The 16,599-nt window shown below is 67.3% G+C and carries 13 protein-coding genes; 4 read left to right on the forward strand and 9 right to left on the reverse strand.

The features are described from left to right. The first annotated feature begins 177 nt into the window (after positions 1–177). From PEM_RS13600 to PEM_RS13615, 4 genes are all read left to right on the forward strand, one after another. The gene (locus PEM_RS13600; RefSeq protein ID WP_005410817.1) at positions 178–459 is read left to right on the forward strand and encodes a hypothetical protein; all 282 of its coding nucleotides are present in this window, start codon (positions 178–180) and stop codon (positions 457–459) included. Positions 460–534: 75 nt separating this feature from the next. Further along, positions 535–1,251: a fumarylacetoacetate hydrolase family protein gene (locus tag PEM_RS13605; protein WP_005418807.1), complete on the forward strand. Its 717-nt coding sequence runs from the start codon at positions 535–537 to the stop codon at positions 1,249–1,251. A gap of 54 nt (positions 1,252–1,305) precedes the next feature. Beyond that, a complete protein-coding gene (mscL, locus tag PEM_RS13610; RefSeq protein ID WP_005418809.1) occupies positions 1,306–1,710 on the forward strand; it encodes a large-conductance mechanosensitive channel protein MscL in 405 nt (134 codons plus the stop codon). Between the two features lie 243 nt (positions 1,711–1,953). Then, positions 1,954–3,375: a M28 family peptidase gene (locus tag PEM_RS13615; protein ID WP_005418811.1), complete on the forward strand. Its 1,422-nt coding sequence runs from the start codon at positions 1,954–1,956 to the stop codon at positions 3,373–3,375. Positions 3,376–3,502: 127 nt separating this feature from the next. Here the strand turns inward: PEM_RS13615 and PEM_RS13620 are convergent, their stop codons facing one another. The 9 genes from PEM_RS13620 to PEM_RS13660 form a co-directional block, all read right to left on the reverse strand. Continuing rightward, positions 3,503–4,954, reverse strand: a complete 1,452-nt coding sequence (locus tag PEM_RS13620; protein ID WP_065179504.1) for an alanine/glycine:cation symporter family protein — start codon at positions 4,952–4,954, stop codon at positions 3,503–3,505. A gap of 10 nt (positions 4,955–4,964) precedes the next feature. Further along, on the reverse strand, positions 4,965–5,951 hold the full coding sequence (locus tag PEM_RS13625; RefSeq protein ID WP_065179505.1) for a hypothetical protein: 987 nt from the start codon (positions 5,949–5,951) through the stop codon (positions 4,965–4,967). Positions 5,952–6,133: 182 nt separating this feature from the next. Next, positions 6,134–6,967, reverse strand: a complete 834-nt coding sequence (locus PEM_RS13630; protein ID WP_005418814.1) for a TrmH family RNA methyltransferase — start codon at positions 6,965–6,967, stop codon at positions 6,134–6,136. Further along, entirely contained in the window at positions 6,968–8,476 is a 1,509-nt protein-coding gene (locus PEM_RS13635) for an alanine/glycine:cation symporter family protein (RefSeq protein WP_049438457.1), read from the reverse strand. 211 nt (positions 8,477–8,687) lie between these two features. Further along, positions 8,688–9,272, reverse strand: coding sequence for a GNAT family protein (locus PEM_RS13640; RefSeq protein WP_111128030.1), 585 nt, complete (start codon positions 9,270–9,272; stop codon positions 8,688–8,690). Continuing rightward, positions 9,265–12,390, reverse strand: a complete 3,126-nt coding sequence (locus PEM_RS13645; protein WP_005418827.1) for an efflux RND transporter permease subunit — start codon at positions 12,388–12,390, stop codon at positions 9,265–9,267. The genes PEM_RS13640 and PEM_RS13645 overlap by 8 nt, the downstream gene beginning before the upstream one ends. After that, on the reverse strand, positions 12,387–13,493 hold the full coding sequence (locus tag PEM_RS13650) for an efflux RND transporter periplasmic adaptor subunit (protein WP_111128032.1): 1,107 nt from the start codon (positions 13,491–13,493) through the stop codon (positions 12,387–12,389). Before PEM_RS13650 ends, PEM_RS13645 begins: the two co-directional genes overlap by 4 nt. Before the next feature lie 273 nt (positions 13,494–13,766). After that, positions 13,767–15,830, reverse strand: a complete 2,064-nt coding sequence (locus PEM_RS13655) for a TonB-dependent copper receptor (protein ID WP_111128033.1) — start codon at positions 15,828–15,830, stop codon at positions 13,767–13,769. A 72-nt stretch (positions 15,831–15,902) separates the two neighbouring features. After that, positions 15,903–16,322 (reverse strand): DUF2946 family protein, encoded by a 420-nt coding sequence (locus PEM_RS13660; protein ID WP_005418850.1) that lies wholly within the window; start codon positions 16,320–16,322, stop codon positions 15,903–15,905. Between the last annotated feature and the right edge of the window lie 277 nt (positions 16,323–16,599).

Raw genomic sequence — 16,599 nt, forward strand, 5'->3', positions numbered from 1 at the left:
GCGAAGGCTCGGACGGTAAACCGGAATTGTCGCATGCCTGCTCAGGTGACTGGCTGCGACATGAACACAAGTCATTGATCCGTAATAAGCACAGGCTATATTTAACGAGTTTTTCACTCAATGACAGTGGCGCGTCCCGATACTCTGTTTTCGCTGATCCCAGCCTATCGAGCCGCCATGTTCAATCGCGCATCCGCCTTCAACCAGTTCCGCACCCTGTTCGCGCCGCGTAAGCCGCGTCATCCGCTGGTGCGCGTCGCCGTGGGCCTGCTTGGCCTGGCGATCCTGGCGGCGATGGTGTTCATCGGTGTGTTCGTTGGCGCGGCGATGATCCTGGTCGGCCTGGCGTGGAAGCTGCTGGCTTCGCGCAAGCCGGGCGTTGCGCGTCCGGTTGACCCGACCGTGGTTGAAGGCGAGTATCGCGTGGTGCGCAAGCCGGTGTTGCCGGCCTCGCGCTGATCCAGGCCTTCCGCGCCCGCTGACGGCGGGCGCCATGCGTTCTAGACTGCGGGCACGCCCTTCCTGGATGCCCGCATGTCCGATGTCTCCGATGTGATCCCTGCCGTAGCCCTGCCGCGTGTACCGGTAGCCGGTGGCGGCAGCTTCCCCGTGCACCGCATCTACTGCGTCGGCCGCAATTTCGCCGACCACGCCCGCGAAATGGGCGCGGCGGTGCCGGCCGCCGATGACCGCGGCCGCCCGATGTTCTTCAGCAAGCCGGCCGATGCGATCGTGGTCGGCCACGACGATGCCATCCCCTACCCGCCGGCAACCGCCAACCTGCACCACGAAGTGGAACTGGTGGTGGCGATCGGGCGCGATGCGCCCACCGGCGAGCTGGCCGTGGCCGACGCCGATGCGCTGGTCTATGGCTACGCCGTCGGCCTGGACCTGACCCGCCGCGACCTGCAGGCCGCGGCCAAGGACAAGGGCCACCCGTGGGACGCGGCCAAGGGCTTCGACGCCTCCGCGCCGATCAGCGAAATCGTCCACGCCGAGGAAGTCGGCGACCTGGCCGCGCTGAACCTGTCGCTGGAGGTCAACGGCGAAGTGCGCCAGCAGGCACTGCTCGACCAGATGATCTGGAACGTGCCGGAGATCCTGCATGAGCTGTCCAAGCTATGGCAGCTGCGTGCCGGCGACCTGGTGTTCATGGGCACCCCGTCCGGGGTGGCTGCGTTGAAGCCCGGCGACCGCTTCAGTGCCCGCCTTGAAAACGTGGCCGAGCGCCACGGCGTGATCGCCGGCTGACATCACCTGCGCTACCCTGCGCGCTGTCCACTTCCCCACCGGAGAAAAACAACAATGGGAATGCTCACCGAGTTCAAGGAATTCGCCATGCGCGGCAACGTCATCGACCTCGCCGTCGGTGTGGTGATCGGCGCAGCCTTCGGCAAGATCGTGACGGCGCTGGTCGAGAAGATCATCATGCCGCCGCTGGGCTACCTGATCGGGCGCGTGGATTTCTCCAGCCTGGCCTGGACGTTGTCGCCAGCCCGGCTCGGACCGGATGGCAAGGAGATCCCGGCGGTGGTGGTTGGCTACGGCGACTTCATCAACACCGTCATCCAGTTCGTGATCGTGGCTTTCGCGATCTTCATCGTGGTCAAGGCGATCAACCGACTGTCGCGGAAGAAGGAAGCTGCCCCGGCGGCGCCGGCCGAAGAAGTGGTGCTGCTGCGCGAGATCCGCGACAGCCTGAAGAAGTAAGGTGTCGGGCGCCTATGGCGCCCCTCCCACCTGTAGAGCCGAGCCCACGCTCGGCTGATCTGCAAAAGGCAGCCGAGCATTGGCTCGGCTCTACAGAAGCAGGCGAAAGCCCCGTCCTGGCGGGGCTTTCGCTTTGCCGGTCATGGCGGAAAACAGCGTTCGCGCCAGCCATGACCTCCCGCCCATGCGCCGGGCTGAACGACTGTTAAGCTCCAAGGCTTAGGTCCCTTCCCGGAGTTGTCCATGCGTCGCCGCGTCCTTGCCATCGCATCCTCCCTCGCCCTGCTGGCCGCCCCGGCCTTCGCGGCGCCGCACACCACTACCCTGCCCCCGGCGTCGCTGGCCACCGCCGCACAGCTGCGCGACCAGGCGCTGGCCGATGACACCGGCTGGAAGGTGGTCGAGTCGCTCACCACCGAGATCGGTCCGCGCATCGCCGGCAGCGAAGCCGACGCCCGCGCCGTGGCCTGGGCCGAAGCCAAGTTCAAGGCCCTCGGTTTCGACAAGGTGTGGAAGGAGCCGGTGACATTCCCGAAGTGGGAGCGGCGCAGTGAACACGCCGCCGTGACCGGCAGGAACCCGCAGCCGCTGCAGATCACTGCGCTGGGCGGCAGCCCAGGCGGCACCGTGGAAGCCGAGGTGGTGCGCTTCGCCGACCTGGCCGCGCTGCAGGCCGCACCGGCGGGTTCGCTGAAGGGCAAGATCGCCTTCGTCGATTACCAGATGCTGCCGTTCCGCGATGGCCGCGATTACGGCCGCGGCGGTGCGATCCGCAGCAAGGGGCCGTCCGAAGCGATCCGCAAGGGCGCGGTCGGTTTCCTGATGCGCTCGGCCGGTACCGACTCGCACCGCGTGCCGCACACGGGTATCACCCGTTTCGATGACGGCCTGACCCCAGTGCCGTCGGCCGCGCTGTCGGTGCCCGATGCCGACCAGCTGGCCCGCCTGCTGGCGCGTGGCAGCACCACGGTGAAGATGGCACTGGATTGCGGTTGGGATGGCACCGCCACCTCCTACAACGTGATCGGCGAGATCACCGGCCGCAGCCTGCCGAAGGAAGTGGTGGTGATCGGTGGTCACCTGGATTCGTGGGACCTGGGCACCGGCGCGGTGGATGACGGCGCGGGCGTGGGCATCACCATGGCCGCCGGCCACCTGATCGGCCAGCTCAAGCAGGCACCGAAGCGCACCATCCGCGTGATCGCCTTCGCCAATGAGGAACAGGGCCTGTATGGCGGCAAGGCCTATGCCGAAGCGCACGCGAAGGACGTGGCCCTGCACCAGCTGGCCGCCGAGAGCGATTTCGGCGCAGGCCGCATCTACGCCTTCAATACCGGTTCGCCGAATCCGGACGGCTCGCGTGAAGCGACGAAGCAGATTGCCGAAGTGATGAAGCCGCTGGGCATTGAGTACCAAGCCGACAAGGGTGGCCCGGGCCCGGACGTCGGCCCACTGGCCGCCAAGGGCGGTGCGTGGGCGTGGCTGGCGCAGGATGGCTCGGACTACTTCCACCTGCACCACACCGCCGACGACACGCTGGACAAGATCGACCCGAAGGCACTGGCGCAGAACGTGGCCGCGTACACCGTGTTCGCCTACCTGGCGGCGGAAGCGGATGGCAGCTTCGGCAGCGAGGCCAAGGCGACCACGCCGCCGAACGAATGATGCTGTAGCGTCGGGCCATGCCCGGCGAGCGCAGCGGGAAAAGTGGTGCGAACCGCGGTTCGCACCCACCGGGCAATGGCGTGGATCAGAGCCCTCGCCCTTGGCGAGGGCTCTGACCCCGATCCTGTCAGCCTTCCCACACGCTGGTGTTGCGCACGCCCAGCAGTTTCGGGTTGAACAGCGGATCCTTGCCGGCCTGGCGATGCTGCTCGTAGTCACGCAGCGCCGCCAAGGCCGGTTTCTGCAGCAGCAGGATGGCGATGATGTTCAACCAGCTCATCAGGCCGACGCCGATGTCACCCAGCGACCAGGCCACCGTTGCACTGTTCACCGCCGAGTACCCGGTCGCTGCCAGGAACAGCAGCTGGAAGCTGCCCATCACCCACGGCGTCGGCCGATCGCGGCACAGATAACTGACGTTGGTCTCGGCCATGTAGTACAGCGCGAGGATGGTGGTGAACGCGAACGGCAGGATCGCCAGCGCTACGAACGAACGGCCGAAGCCCGGGAGCGCGGATTCCACCGCATGCTGCACGAAGCGTGGCCCGGCCTCGACACCCGGCAGATTGCCCAGTAACAGGCGCGCCTCATCCGGAATGCCGTTCACCGCGGGGTCGTAGACGTTGTACAGGCCGGTGGACAGGATCAGGAAGGCGGTCGCACTGCACACCACCATCGTGTCGATGTAGACCGAGAACGACTGCACCAGGCCCTGCTTGACCGGATGCGAGACTTCCGCGGCGGCGGCCGGATGCGCACCACTGCCCATGCCGGCCTCGTTGGACAGCACGCCGCGACGCACGCCCCACTGGATAGCGGTACCGATCATCGCGCCGAACGCTGCGTCCACGCCGAATGCACTGCGCAGCACCAGCATGATCACCTCCGGCACCTTTTCCGCGTTGAGCACCATCACCAGCGCCGCAACCAGCAGGTAGGCCACGGCCATCAGCGGCACCACCCATTCGGCCACGCGCGCAATGCGCCGCACACCGCCGATGAGGATGGCACCCAGCACCACCAGCAGAACCGCGGTGGTGGTCATCACCGGGACGTCCCAGGCTTCGTTCACCGCGCTGGTGATCGCATTGGACTGGGTGCCAGCCAGCATCGCGCCCGCCAGCACCGTCACCAGTGCGAACAGCACTGCATACCAGCGTTGGCCGAGGCCTTTTTCGATGTAATACGCAGGGCCGCCCCGGTACTGCCCCTTGCCGTCGCGATCCTTGTAGATCTGCGCGAGCGTGGATTCGATGAAGGCACTGGATGCGCCAAGGAAGGCGACGATCCACATCCAGAAGATCGCGCCGGGGCCGCCGAAGGCGATGGCCATGGCGACGCCGGCGATGTTGCCGACGCCCACGCGGCTTGACAGCGAAATGGACAACGCCTGGAACGGCGACACGCCGGCATCGGAGCGCTCATGGCGGAACATCAGGCGCAGCATGTCCGGCAACGCACGCAACTGGATGAAGCGCGTGCGCACGCTGAAGTACAGGCCGGTGAGCAGGCACAGCACCACCAGGTAGGGACTCCAGACGACGCCAAGGATCGTGTTGACGATGGATTCGATGTTCATCGGCGGCCCCTCAGAAGAACATGCCCAAGGCAATCTGGGGGCTGACGATATGGCTGGTGTTGCGGCCCGCCACGCTGAACTCCACGCCGGCGATCAGGCCCAGCGTCGGGCTGAAGTGGTACTCCACGGCCGGCGCCAGGGTGACGCTGCGGCTGGCCGGGCGATGCTCTTCGATCCGTTCGATCGCACCGCTGCTGTTGCGTGCGAAGCCGCTGAGGCGCTGGCCTGTCTCGCGGCTGGCGGCCACCTCCATCACGCCCACCCAACGCGAATTGAAGCTGTACTCGGCGCCGACCGACAGGCCCAGCACCGACCCGCGGGAGATATGTCCCTGGAAGCTGTCATCGGTGCCGTAGACGCTGGTGCCGGATATGGCGGTGCGCGACGGTGCCGGCCCGGCACTGAGCTGGGCGCGCCAGCGCACGGGGCGGTCATTGCCCAGCCACACGACCTGCTGCACGCCCAGCGCTGCAGTGGTGCGCTGAACGCCGTCGCCCTGCGCATCGAGCGGATTGCCGGCGATGCGATCGTGGCTGCCGGTGCTGAAACGCTGCACCAGCGCAACCGAGATGGCCGGACGGGTGCCATCGGCATTCGGCGCCTGCAGCAGGTACTGCAGCCGCGCGGTGGTGTCACCGGCACGGAAGCCGCTGCTGCGCGCACCGCCGGACTCCGAGCGCGATGCACTGAGATTGACCTGGCCCATCACCCGGTCGCTGAAGCCATAGATGATCGGCACCACCGTGGCCCATGCACCGCTACGTTGCCCACTGCGGCGGCGATGGCCGCCATCGTCGTAATGATCGCGACTGTCGATCCGCACCAGATAGGGTTCGATGTACCAGTTGCCCTGCGGCAGGCCGGCCGGATTGGGGGTGATCAGCGGGCCGGTGAAGTTGACACCGTCAAGACTGCGTTCGTCAGCCGCTGCGTGGGCACTGGCAAGGACGTTGGCCAGCACCAGCAATGCGACGAGGGTACGGCGAGGATGATGCATGACAGCCACTCCTGGACAGCATGGGATGGAATTCCACCCTGCGTCGCCAGAAGCGGCTGACCAATAAGGAAACTTTCAAAACATCATGCGTGCTTGACGCAATTGCCGGCCCCGGAAGGGGTCAGAGCCCTCGCCTGCGGCAAGGGATCCGACCCCGAACATGGCGAGCCGCTGGGGTCGGATCAGCCGCGACGGCTGGCCCATTGCGCCAGCAGTACCGCCGTGGCCGAGGCTACGTTCAGGCTCTCCACCGCGCCGCTGCCGGGAATCGAGACCTGCAGGTCGCACGCCCCCGCCAGGCTGCGGTCCATGCCCTCGCCTTCGGCACCCATCACATACACCAGGCGGGCCGGCAGCGAGCTGCGGAACACGTCATCACCGCCCTCGACCAGGGTCGCGGCCAGGCCGAAACCGGCTGCGCGCAATTGCGCCATTGCCTGATCGGTCTCCGGCAGCTGCACCAGCGGCACCGCTTCGGCACCGCCTTCGGCAACGCGCGCGGCGGCGCCGGACAGGGCCAGCGTGCTGCCGGCCGGCAACAGCAGCGCCTTGGCACCGAAGTGCGCGGCCGAGCGCAGGATCGCGCCGAGGTTGTGCGGGTTGCCCACGCCATCGAGCCACAGTGCCAGCGCCGGGGCCTCGCCGACCTGCTCCAGCCACTGCGCCAGCGGCAGTGCAGGTGCACGCAGCACATCAGCCACCACCCCTTCGTGATGGGTGGTGCCGGCGAGCTTGTTCAGATCGCCATCCTCGACCACGCGGTAGCCCACGCGGTTGGCAACGCACCACTTCAACAGCGGCTGCAGGCGCGGGATGCGTGCTTCCAGCAGGTACAGCTTGCGCAGCGCCTGCGGCCGCGCTTCGAACGCAGCCAGCACGGCATTCAGGCCGTACAGACGCAGCTCATCGCTGCCACCGCGCCCACCACCGCCCGTGGCCGGCACCTCCGGGCGCGGCAACGGCGTTGCGCGCGGCGGACGGGCGGACGGACGGCGGTTGTTCCAAGGGTTGTTCACTTACACACTCTCCTGCTTGCGCTGGCGCCAGAAATCGGCGTTCTTGATGCCCAGGGCATCAGGGTCGAACACCGGATCCAGGCCCAGCTTCTTCTGTCGTTCGTAGTCACGCAGGGCCAGCATCGCCGGCTTCTGGATGATGAGGATGGCGATGATGTTCAGCCAGGCCATCAGGCCGACGCCGATGTCGCCCAGCGCCCAGGCCAGGGTGGCATTGTGGAACGCGCCGAACACCACCATGCCGATGATGCCCAGGCGCAGCAGCAGCACGGTCAGCGGCCGCTTCCTGTTGTGGTTCACATAGCTGAGGTTGGTCTCGGCCATGTAGTAGTACGCCATGATGGTGGTGAAGGCGAAGAAGAAGATGGCCACCGATACGAACGCCGAACCCCAGCCCGGCAGCACCGCTTCCACGCCGGCCTGGGCGTAACCGGCGCCTTCCGGAATGCCGGCCAGGCCCTGGAAGATCGGCGCGGCGCCCTCCACCGGCGAGTACACGTTGTAGGTACCGCTGGCCAGGATCAGGAACGCGGTGGCGGTGCACACCATCATGGTGTCGAAGTAGATCGCGAAGGCCTGCACATAGCCCTGCTTGGCCGGATGCGAGACTTCCGAGGCGGCCGCTGCGTGCGGGCCCGAGCCCTGGCCGGCTTCGTTGGCGTAGATGCCGCGCTTGATGCCCCACTCCACAGCCAGGCCCATCATCGCGCCGAACGCGGCATGCGTGCCGAAGGCGCTCTTGAAGATGATGCCGAACATTTCCGGCACGCGGTCGTAGTTGATGATCATGATGATGATGGCCATCAGGATGAAACCGGCGGCCATGAACGGCACCACCACCTCGGCGAAGTTGGCGATGCGCTTGACGCCACCGAAGATCACCACGCCCAGCAGCAGCGCCACCACGATGCCGATCCCCAGCTTCAGCGCCTGCACCGATTCCATGCCGAAGGCCTGGCCATCGAGCGGACCGCACAGCGCGGTGCCACGGCAGGCGTTGATGATGCTGTCGGCGATGGCGTTGGCCTGCACGCCCGGCATCAGGAAGCCTGCGGCGATGATCGTGGCGATGGCGAAGGCCAGCGCATACCACTTCAGGCCCATGGCCTTTTCGATGTAGTACGCCGGGCCACCGCGGTAGCGGCCTTCGGCATCCTTGGTCTTGTAGATCTGCGCCAGGGTGCATTCGACGTACGAGGTGGATGCGCCAAGGAAGCCCATCACCCACATCCAGAAGATCGCACCGGGACCGCCGAAGGCGATGGCGGTGGCCACGCCGGCGATGTTGCCGATGCCCATGCGGCCGGCCATCGACATGGCCAGCGCCTGGAACGAGGACACACCGGCGTCGGATTTCTCCCCCCTGACGGTGAGGCGGCACATCTCGAAGAAGCCACGGATCTGCATGAAGCGGGTGCGCAGGCTGAAGAACAGGCCGGCGCCCAGGCACACGAAGATCAGTGCCTTGCTCCAGATGATGCTGTTGATGAAGTGTACGGTTGCTTCCACGCGCGCTCTCTCCAGTCGGCGGGTTGTAAGGACGTCCCGTCGGCTGGAGGGGACCGGTCGATTCTCCCTGATCGCAGGCCGCTGCGGTAGCGCCAGAAGACAAGGGGTCGGATCCCTTGCGCGCCGCGCGAGGGCTCCGACCCCGGTTCGCCCTTATGGCGGGTTGGGGTCAGAGCCCTTTTCTGGCGAAAAGGGATCTGACCCCGAGGGCTCACGGCAGCTGGGTGCGCACCCGGGCGAAACGGCGCAGGTCGTGCAGCACGCCGCGCTTGTAGACCGCACAGCGCTCCACGCCCTCTTCCTGGAAGCCGTTCTTCTCCAGCACCCGGGCCGAGCCGAGGTTGAAGTCGACTACCGTGGCCTGCAGCCTGAACAGGCGCAGCTCATCCATCACCCACGGGGCGAACAGGCCGACCACGCGGGTCATCACGCCCTGCCCCCAATAGGCCTGGCCCAGCCAGTAACCCAGTTCGGCGGTGTGCCCACGCTCGGCCATGCCCTGCTGGGCAGCGACGCTGCCGCAGGCCTGGCCGTCGATCTCGATGGCGAGATTCAGGGTTCCGGGGGCCAGCACACGGCCGGCGAGGAAGGCCTCGCCATCGGTGCGCGTGTACGGGTACGGGAAACGGTCGCGCAGGCCGCGCGATACCTCGGCGTCGTTGGCGTGGCGCAGCAGGGAGTCCAGGTCGTTCGGGCGCCAGGGGCGCAGCTGGAAGCCGTCGCCTTGCAGGTCTGGGGTCAGAGCCCTTTCCCTTTGGGAAAGGGATCCGACCCCGCCGGCGTACCGGTCAGGCATGACCGCCTACCGAGGGCGACTCCGCTTCCTGCTTCTCCAGCTCGCGCTTCACCGCTTCCGGCGAACGGGTGTACGGGGCAAGCCGCGCGTAGAACGCCGGCACCACGAACAGCGACAGGAAGGTCGAGAGGGTCACACCGAAGATGATCACGATGCCGATCGTGCCACGGCTGGCCGAACCAGGACCACCGGCGACCACCAGCGGGATCGCGCCGACCACGGTGGCGATCGAGGTCATCAGGATCGGACGCAGGCGCACCATCGCCGACTCGATGATCGCCTCGCGCACGCTGCGCCCATCGTCGCGCAGCTGGTTGGCGAATTCGACGATGAGGATGCCGTTCTTCGCGGCAAGGCCGACCAGCATCACGATGCCGATCTGGCTGAACAGGTTCACCGTACCGCCACTCACCCACAACCCGACCAGCGCGCCGAGCACGCCCAGCGGCACGGTCAGCATGATGGTGAGCGGATGGATGAAGCTCTCGAACTGCGCGGCCAGCACCAGGTACACCACCAGCAGCGCCATCGCGAAGGTCAATAGCACCGCGCCGCCGGCGCTCTGGTACTCGCGCGATTCGCCCTTCCAGTTCACCTGCGCGTACTGCGGCAGCTCTTCCTGGGCTACGTTCTGTGCCCAGGCAATGGCTTCGCCCAGCGGATAACCCGGCGCCAGGCCGGCACTGATGGTGATCGAGCGCAGTCGGTTGAAGCGGTTCAGGGTACCGGCCTCGGCCACTTCACTCAGCGTGACCAGGTTGGACAGCGGCACCAGCTCGCCGGAGTTGGCGCGCACGCGGATCGCGGCCAAGTCGGCCGGGCTGGCACGACCATCGCGACCGGCCTGCACCAGCACGTCGTACTCCTCGCCGTTGTCGACGAAGGTGGTGACGCGACGCGAGCCCATCATGGTTTCCAGCGCCGAACCGATCGCGGTGACCGGCACGCCGAGATCGGCCGCACGCTGGCGGTCAATGTTCACCCGCATCTGCGGCCGGGTTTCCTTGTAATCGGAATCGGGGCCGACCAGGCCGGGATTGTCGGCCATGCGCAGCAGGATGCGGTCGCGCCACTGCGCGATCTCGGCATATTCCGGGCCGCCCAGCACGATCTGGAACGGTTGGCCGCCGCTGCGCACCAGGCCACCACCCACCTGCGTGCGTACGCGCACGCCGCGGATGGTATCCAGTTCCTTCTGCAGTTCGTTGGCGACTTCGGGCGTACCCTCGCTGCGCTGGCGCCACGGCTGCAGGAAGATGCTGACGCGGCCGGTATGCATTTCCTCGCTGGCGCCCCAGCCGCCCGGCACGCGGGGGTTGGCACGCACGATCGGCTTGTCCGGGCCGACATGCGGTGCCAGCAGCGCTTCCACCTGCTGCACCTGCTGCACGGTGTAGTCGTAGCCGGCGCCTTCCGGGCCGTCGATCATGATCTGGAACGAACCACGGTCTTCGGCTGGCGCCAGTTCCGACGGCAGCAGCTTGAGCAGGCCCCAGCTGGCGGCCAGCGCAGCCACCATCACCAGCAGGTAGATCCAGGTGCGGTCGACATGGTGATCGAGAACCCGCCCATAGGCACCCGCAAGGCGTTCCAGGTTGCGGTTGATGAAGCCGTGCAGGCCTCGCGGGGCCTGCCCGGTATGCGGCTTGAGCAGCTTGGAAGCCATCATCGGCGTCAGTGTGAGCGCAACGAACGCGGACAACGCCACGGCAGCGGCCAGCGCCACGGCCAGTTCGCGGAACAGTCGCCCGGTGTTGCCCTCCAGGAAGCCAACCGGCAGGAACACCGCCACCAGCACGGCAGTGGTGGCGATCACCGCGAAGGCGACCTGCGCGGTGCCGCGCTTGGAGGCCACCAGCGGTGGTTCGCCCAGGTCGATGCGGCGCTGCACGTTTTCCACCACCACGATCGCATCGTCCACCACCAGGCCGATGCACAGCACCAGCGCCAGCAGGGTCAGCAGGTTGATCGAGAAGTCGAACGCATACAGCGCGATGAACGCCGCCACCAGGCAGACCGGCACCGTCACCGCCGGAATCAACGCGGCGCGGAAGCTGCCGAGGAACAGCCAGATCACCGCCAGCACCAGGATCATCGCTTCCACCAGGGTGGCGTAGACGCGGTCCACTGCAGCTTCGATGAAGGTGGTGTTGTCGAAGGCGACGAAGATCTGCGTGCCCTTGGGCAGGGTCAGCGCCACCCGCTCGGCCTCAGCGCGCGCAGTGCGTGCCACGTCCAGCGAGTTGGCGGTGGAGGTCTTGACGATGCCCAGGCCGATGCCGGGCTCGCCGTTGCTGCGGTAGTACGCGCGGCGTTCTGCCGAGGCCAGTTCGATCTTCGCCACGTCGCCCATGCGCACCACGTAGCCGTCGCGGCCCTTGCCCAGCGGGATGGTCGCGAAATCCTCGGGCTTGATGTAGTTGCGTTCCACGCGCAGGGTGAAATCGCGGTCGGTCGACTCGATGCGGCCGGCCGGCAGCTCCACGTTCTCGTTGCGCAGTGCGGTTTCCACGTCGCCGGTGGTCAGCCCGCGCGCGGCCAGCTGGTCACGGTCCAGCCAGATCCGCATCGCATAGCGCTGGCGGCCGCCGATGCGGACCTGGGCCACGCCATCGAGGCTGGAGAAACGATCGACCACGTAGCGGTCGGCGTAGTCGCTCAACTCCAGCGTGTCCATGGTCGAGGACACCATGTTGAACCAGATGATCGGGTCGGCATCGCTCTCGACCTTGGCAATCTCTGGTGGCCGCGCCTCTTCCGGCATGCGGTCGGCGACGCGGCTGACCGCATCGCGCACGTCGTTGGCCGCCGCTTCGATATCACGGTTGGAGGTGAACTCGATGCTGACCTGCGAGCGGCCGTTGGTGCTACGCGCGTTGATCGTATCGATGCCTTCGATGCCAGCCAGCGCATCTTCCAGCACCTGGGTGATGCGGCTTTCGATGACCGCCGCCGACGCGCCGGTGTAGTCCACCGACACCGAAACGATCGGAGGGTCGATGGCGGGCAGTTCGCGCAGGGTCAGGCGGGTGAAGGACATCACGCCCAGCACCAGCAGCAACAGGCTCATCACCACGGCGAACACCGGCCGCTGGATGGAGATGTCGGACAGCTTCATCCGCCGTGGCCCTCGGTCGCGACCGGCGCCGGCGCGTCAGCCGGTTTGGCGCCAGAGGCCGGTGCGGCGTCCTTCGCAGCGACCTTCAGGCCCGGGCGCAGCTTGCCGGTGCCATCGACCACGATGCGCTGGCCTGCTTCCAGGCCCTGCCGGATCTCGACCACGCCGGCACGGCGCGCGCCGGTGACCACGTCCACCCGCTCGACGCTGTCGTCGGCCTTGATGCGGTACACGAAGGTATCGCGGCCGACCTGTACCACGGCGATTTCCGGGACCACCAGCGCCGGGCGCTCGGGGCGGAACAGGCGCACGTCCAGCAGCATGCCCGGGCGCAATGCGTGGTCGCCATTGGCGAAATCGGCGCGCACGGTCACCGCACGGGTGGCCGGATCGATACGCGCATCGATGGTGCTGACCACGCCCTCGAAGGTGCGACCCGGCCAGGCCACGCTGGTGGCACTGACCTTGTCACCAACGCCCAGCGCAGCCAGCTCCACTTCCGGCACCTGGAAATCGACATGCATGTGCTCGATGTCGTCGAGCGTGGCGATGACCGTGGTCGGGGTCAGCAGCGATCCCGGACTGACCTGGCGGATGCCAAGCACACCGGCAAAGGGCGCACGCACACGGCGGTCGCCAATGTCTGCCTGCATCTGCATCACGCGCGCCTCGGCGGCGTCGCGGATCGACTTCTGCGTATCCAGCGTGGCGCTGGACACCAGCCGCTGGGCGGCCAGTTCGCGCTGGCGCTTGTACAGCTGATCGGCTTCATGGAAAGTGGCCTGCGCCTGCACCAGTGCGGCTTCCTGGGCCTGCCCGCGCAGCGTCACGATCGGCGCACCGGCGGCAATGTGCTGGCCGCTCTCGAAGTGCACTTTCTCGACGATCTCGCTGACTTTGGCAGTGACGCTGATCGACTCGCGCGCCTTGGCCGTGCCCAGTGCCTGCAGGGTGTCGTTCCACTGCGTGGGCTGCACGACCTGCGCGGTGACCGGCACCGCTTCGCCCTGCCGACGTGCGGCGGCCTCCTGTTTGCCTGCGCACCCGGCCAGCACGGCCAGGCTGAGGCCGAGGGCCAGGGTCGAAGCGATACGAGCCAACATGAACGGTCCTGATTGATCCACGGCCGCCGAGTGTAGGCAAGTGCCCATAAAAGCGGTATGTGCCAAGCGTTTACCGGCGTGGAACCTAGGCTGCGATAGCGCCTTGAACCCGTTCCGTGCAAGGCTGCCATGGGCAGTGTCGGCGTGTGTCGGGGTGTATCCAGTGGTGCACCACCGCGGCCGTCATCGTAGAGTCGAACCTGCCCGACCGAGGGCGTCGGGCGGGGACGGATCCTGGCGGGGATCCGGCCCCGTTTTTTTATGCCCGGCGGATCAATACCGGTAGTTCAACTTCATCCACACGCTGCGCCCCGGCTCGTTGATCCGCACCGGGTCGGCCGGGAAGCCGAAGTCGGCGCTGCCGGCCAGGTTCAGGTGCTCGCTGTAGGCGCGGTCGAACAGGTTGTCGACGCCGGCGCTGAGCTGCAGCTGCGAACTGAAACGGTACGCGGCATTGAGCGCGAAGGTGGCAAACCCGGCGCTCGGCCCGAGGTCCTGCGCGACCACGTTGCCCTGTCCATCTGCGACACGATGCTGATGGGTCACCGCGCGCAGCAATGCGCCGGCACTCCAGCGCTGGCCCTCCCAGTTCGCGCTCAGGCGTGCTTCCAACGGCGGCATCTGCGGCAGCGGACGCTGCTGGTCGCGGTTCTCTCCCCAGGCATAGGCCAGCGTGCCGCCCAGCTTCCACTGCTCGGTCAGGCTCACTTCCAACCCGGCCTCGGCACCGGCAATGCGCGCCTCGACGTTGCTGGCCTGGCTCATGCCCATCATGCCGCTGCCGTGGTAGGTGAACAGGATGTAGTCCTGGATCTGCCCGGCATAGGCCGAGACCCAGGCCTGCACGCGCGGTCCCTTGTACTGCAGGCCCACGTCGAGCTGGGTGGTGCGCTCGGGCTGGATGCCGGCAAACGCGTTCATTGCACCGGCCGGTCCGTGGTCGGGCGAGAACAGCTCCCAGTAGTCGGGCATGCGCTCGCTGTGGCCGAGGCCGGCGTACCAGGTCAGGCCGTCGGCCAGGTCCTGCTCGTAGCGCAGGAAGCCACTGCCGAGCCATTCCTTGCGACGCTCGCCGGCGGTGGGATTGGGCATGTTCCCCATCATCCCGCGGATCGACTGCCGCTCGTCGCGAGCGCTGGCGCGATCGATGCGCAGGCCGCTGATCCAGCGCTGATCGGTGCCGGCGCCGAGGGTCAACTCGGTGAAAACGCCATAGCGGCGGAAGCTGGCATCGGTCTGCCACGCCGCCTGGCGATAGGTGCCCCGGCCCATGCCCATTCGCCCACGATGGCGGCTGTCCTCGCCATCCACACCCGCCACCAGTTGCACGTCCTGCCAGCCCCACTCGGAACTGACCCGGCCGCCCTGGGTACGGCGGTCCACGTTCGACGCCATCGGCATCGGCATCATGCTGTGCGGATTCGGCGTGCGCAGCGTGTAGTTGTCCATCACGTGGTCGGCCTCGTTGTAGTACACGTTGGCCTGCAGCGTGTCCCACGCACCCGGCAGGTTGCGCTTCTCGAAGCGCGCGGCGTAGCTGGTGCGTTCGAACGCGGCACCGTCCATGCCGCGCCCCGCGTAGCGTGCGATCGCATCGCCGGCACCGGCAGAAACTTCCAGCAGCGTATCGGCATCCGGCGTCCAGCCGATCGCCACGTCACCGTTCCACTTGCGCCACTTCGATGGCACCACATCGCCGTGGCCGTCCTTGTAGTCATCGGCTTCGGAACGGTTGCCACTGGCGCGCACATAGCCGGCCGGGTTGCCCAGGGTCAGGTCCAGCACCTGGTCGTTGCGGTTGCGCGAACCGACCAGCGTACTGGCATCGGCACGCAGGCCCGGTTCCTCGAAGCGCGGTGTATCGCGTTCGAAGCGCACGGTGCCGGCCGAGGCACCTGCCCCCCAGCGCACGCTCTGCGGGCCCTTGATGATGGTCAGGCGGTCGAAGCTCTCCGGTGCGATGTAGGACAGCGGGTTGTCCATGCGCGAGGGGCAGGCGCCGATCAGGTTGCCGTCATTGCTGAGGATGTTCAGGCGCGAACCCAACATGCCGCGCAGCACCGGGTCACCGTTGGTGCCGCCGTTGCGGATGGCGGAGAAGCCAGGAACGGTCTTCAGGTAGTCGGCGCCGTCACTGGCAGGGACCGGCTGCCGCGGCAGGCGTGGATCGGTCACCCAGTGCAGTGGCGACGAAGGCGCGGCGGCGGTGACCACCAGCGTATCGAGAGTGCGCGCCTCTTCGGCGGGCGCGGCATGGGCGAGCGTTGCAGCTGCGGCCAGGCCAAGGGCAACCGGCAGGCGCACGCAGGCGCCCGCGGGGCGGGAAGTCATTTTCATCGGAACAGCTCCAAGGTACGCACGCGCGCACGGCGCCCGGTCAGGCGTCGTGCGGCAGATTCGACAGGAAAATCAGCGGACGATGGAGGCGCGCGGTGGCCCACGCGCGGCGTGTGCCGGCCAGCGCAGTGCCGGCAGTACCTGCTGTGACCACGGGAATACCAGCCGCGGCCGCCACAGCAGTGGCAACAGCAGCACCAGTACAGCCAGCCACGGCAGCAGGCGCATGGCCAGCACGCAGTATTCGCAGGCTTCGCCATGCATGGCGTGGGGATCGGCCGGTGGGGTCGGACTCCGTTGCCCGTGCAGAGGACTCTGACCCACTGCGGCAGCGTCGTGGTGCATGTGCGCGTGGTCCATGCCTGCCATCGCCGCGTGGTCCATCGGCGGCGCCTGCAGCGCGCGGCTGACCAGTGGCGCAAGCACCATCAGCAGCGTCGCCAGGACGGCGAGCTGCAGCAGGAGGCGCTGCGGGCGGGACAGGCGGGTCACCCCGCTAGTGTAGAGGCGGGTCCAGGGTTGCCCGTGCGACGAACCGTCGCAGGCGTTTGCGACACCCCGTCGCGGGGGTGTTCGGCAGGGCTGCGCCCTGCACCTGCAGAGACCACGTCCACGGCAAGAGCCCAAGCAACAGCAAAAGCAAAAGCGGTTTCCTGTGGGTAGGCGGGGTGGGTCCGGTTGCGGGGGACGCCGTAAATACGTCCATGCAGGCTCGGCTCACGCCCCCGCAACCGGACCCACCCCGCCTTCGACAGTCTTCTGCGGTCTG

Origin of the sequence: Stenotrophomonas sp. Pemsol, assembly GCF_003586545.1 — a bacterium.
Taxonomy (GTDB): Bacteria; Pseudomonadota; Gammaproteobacteria; order Xanthomonadales; family Xanthomonadaceae; genus Stenotrophomonas; species Stenotrophomonas sepilia.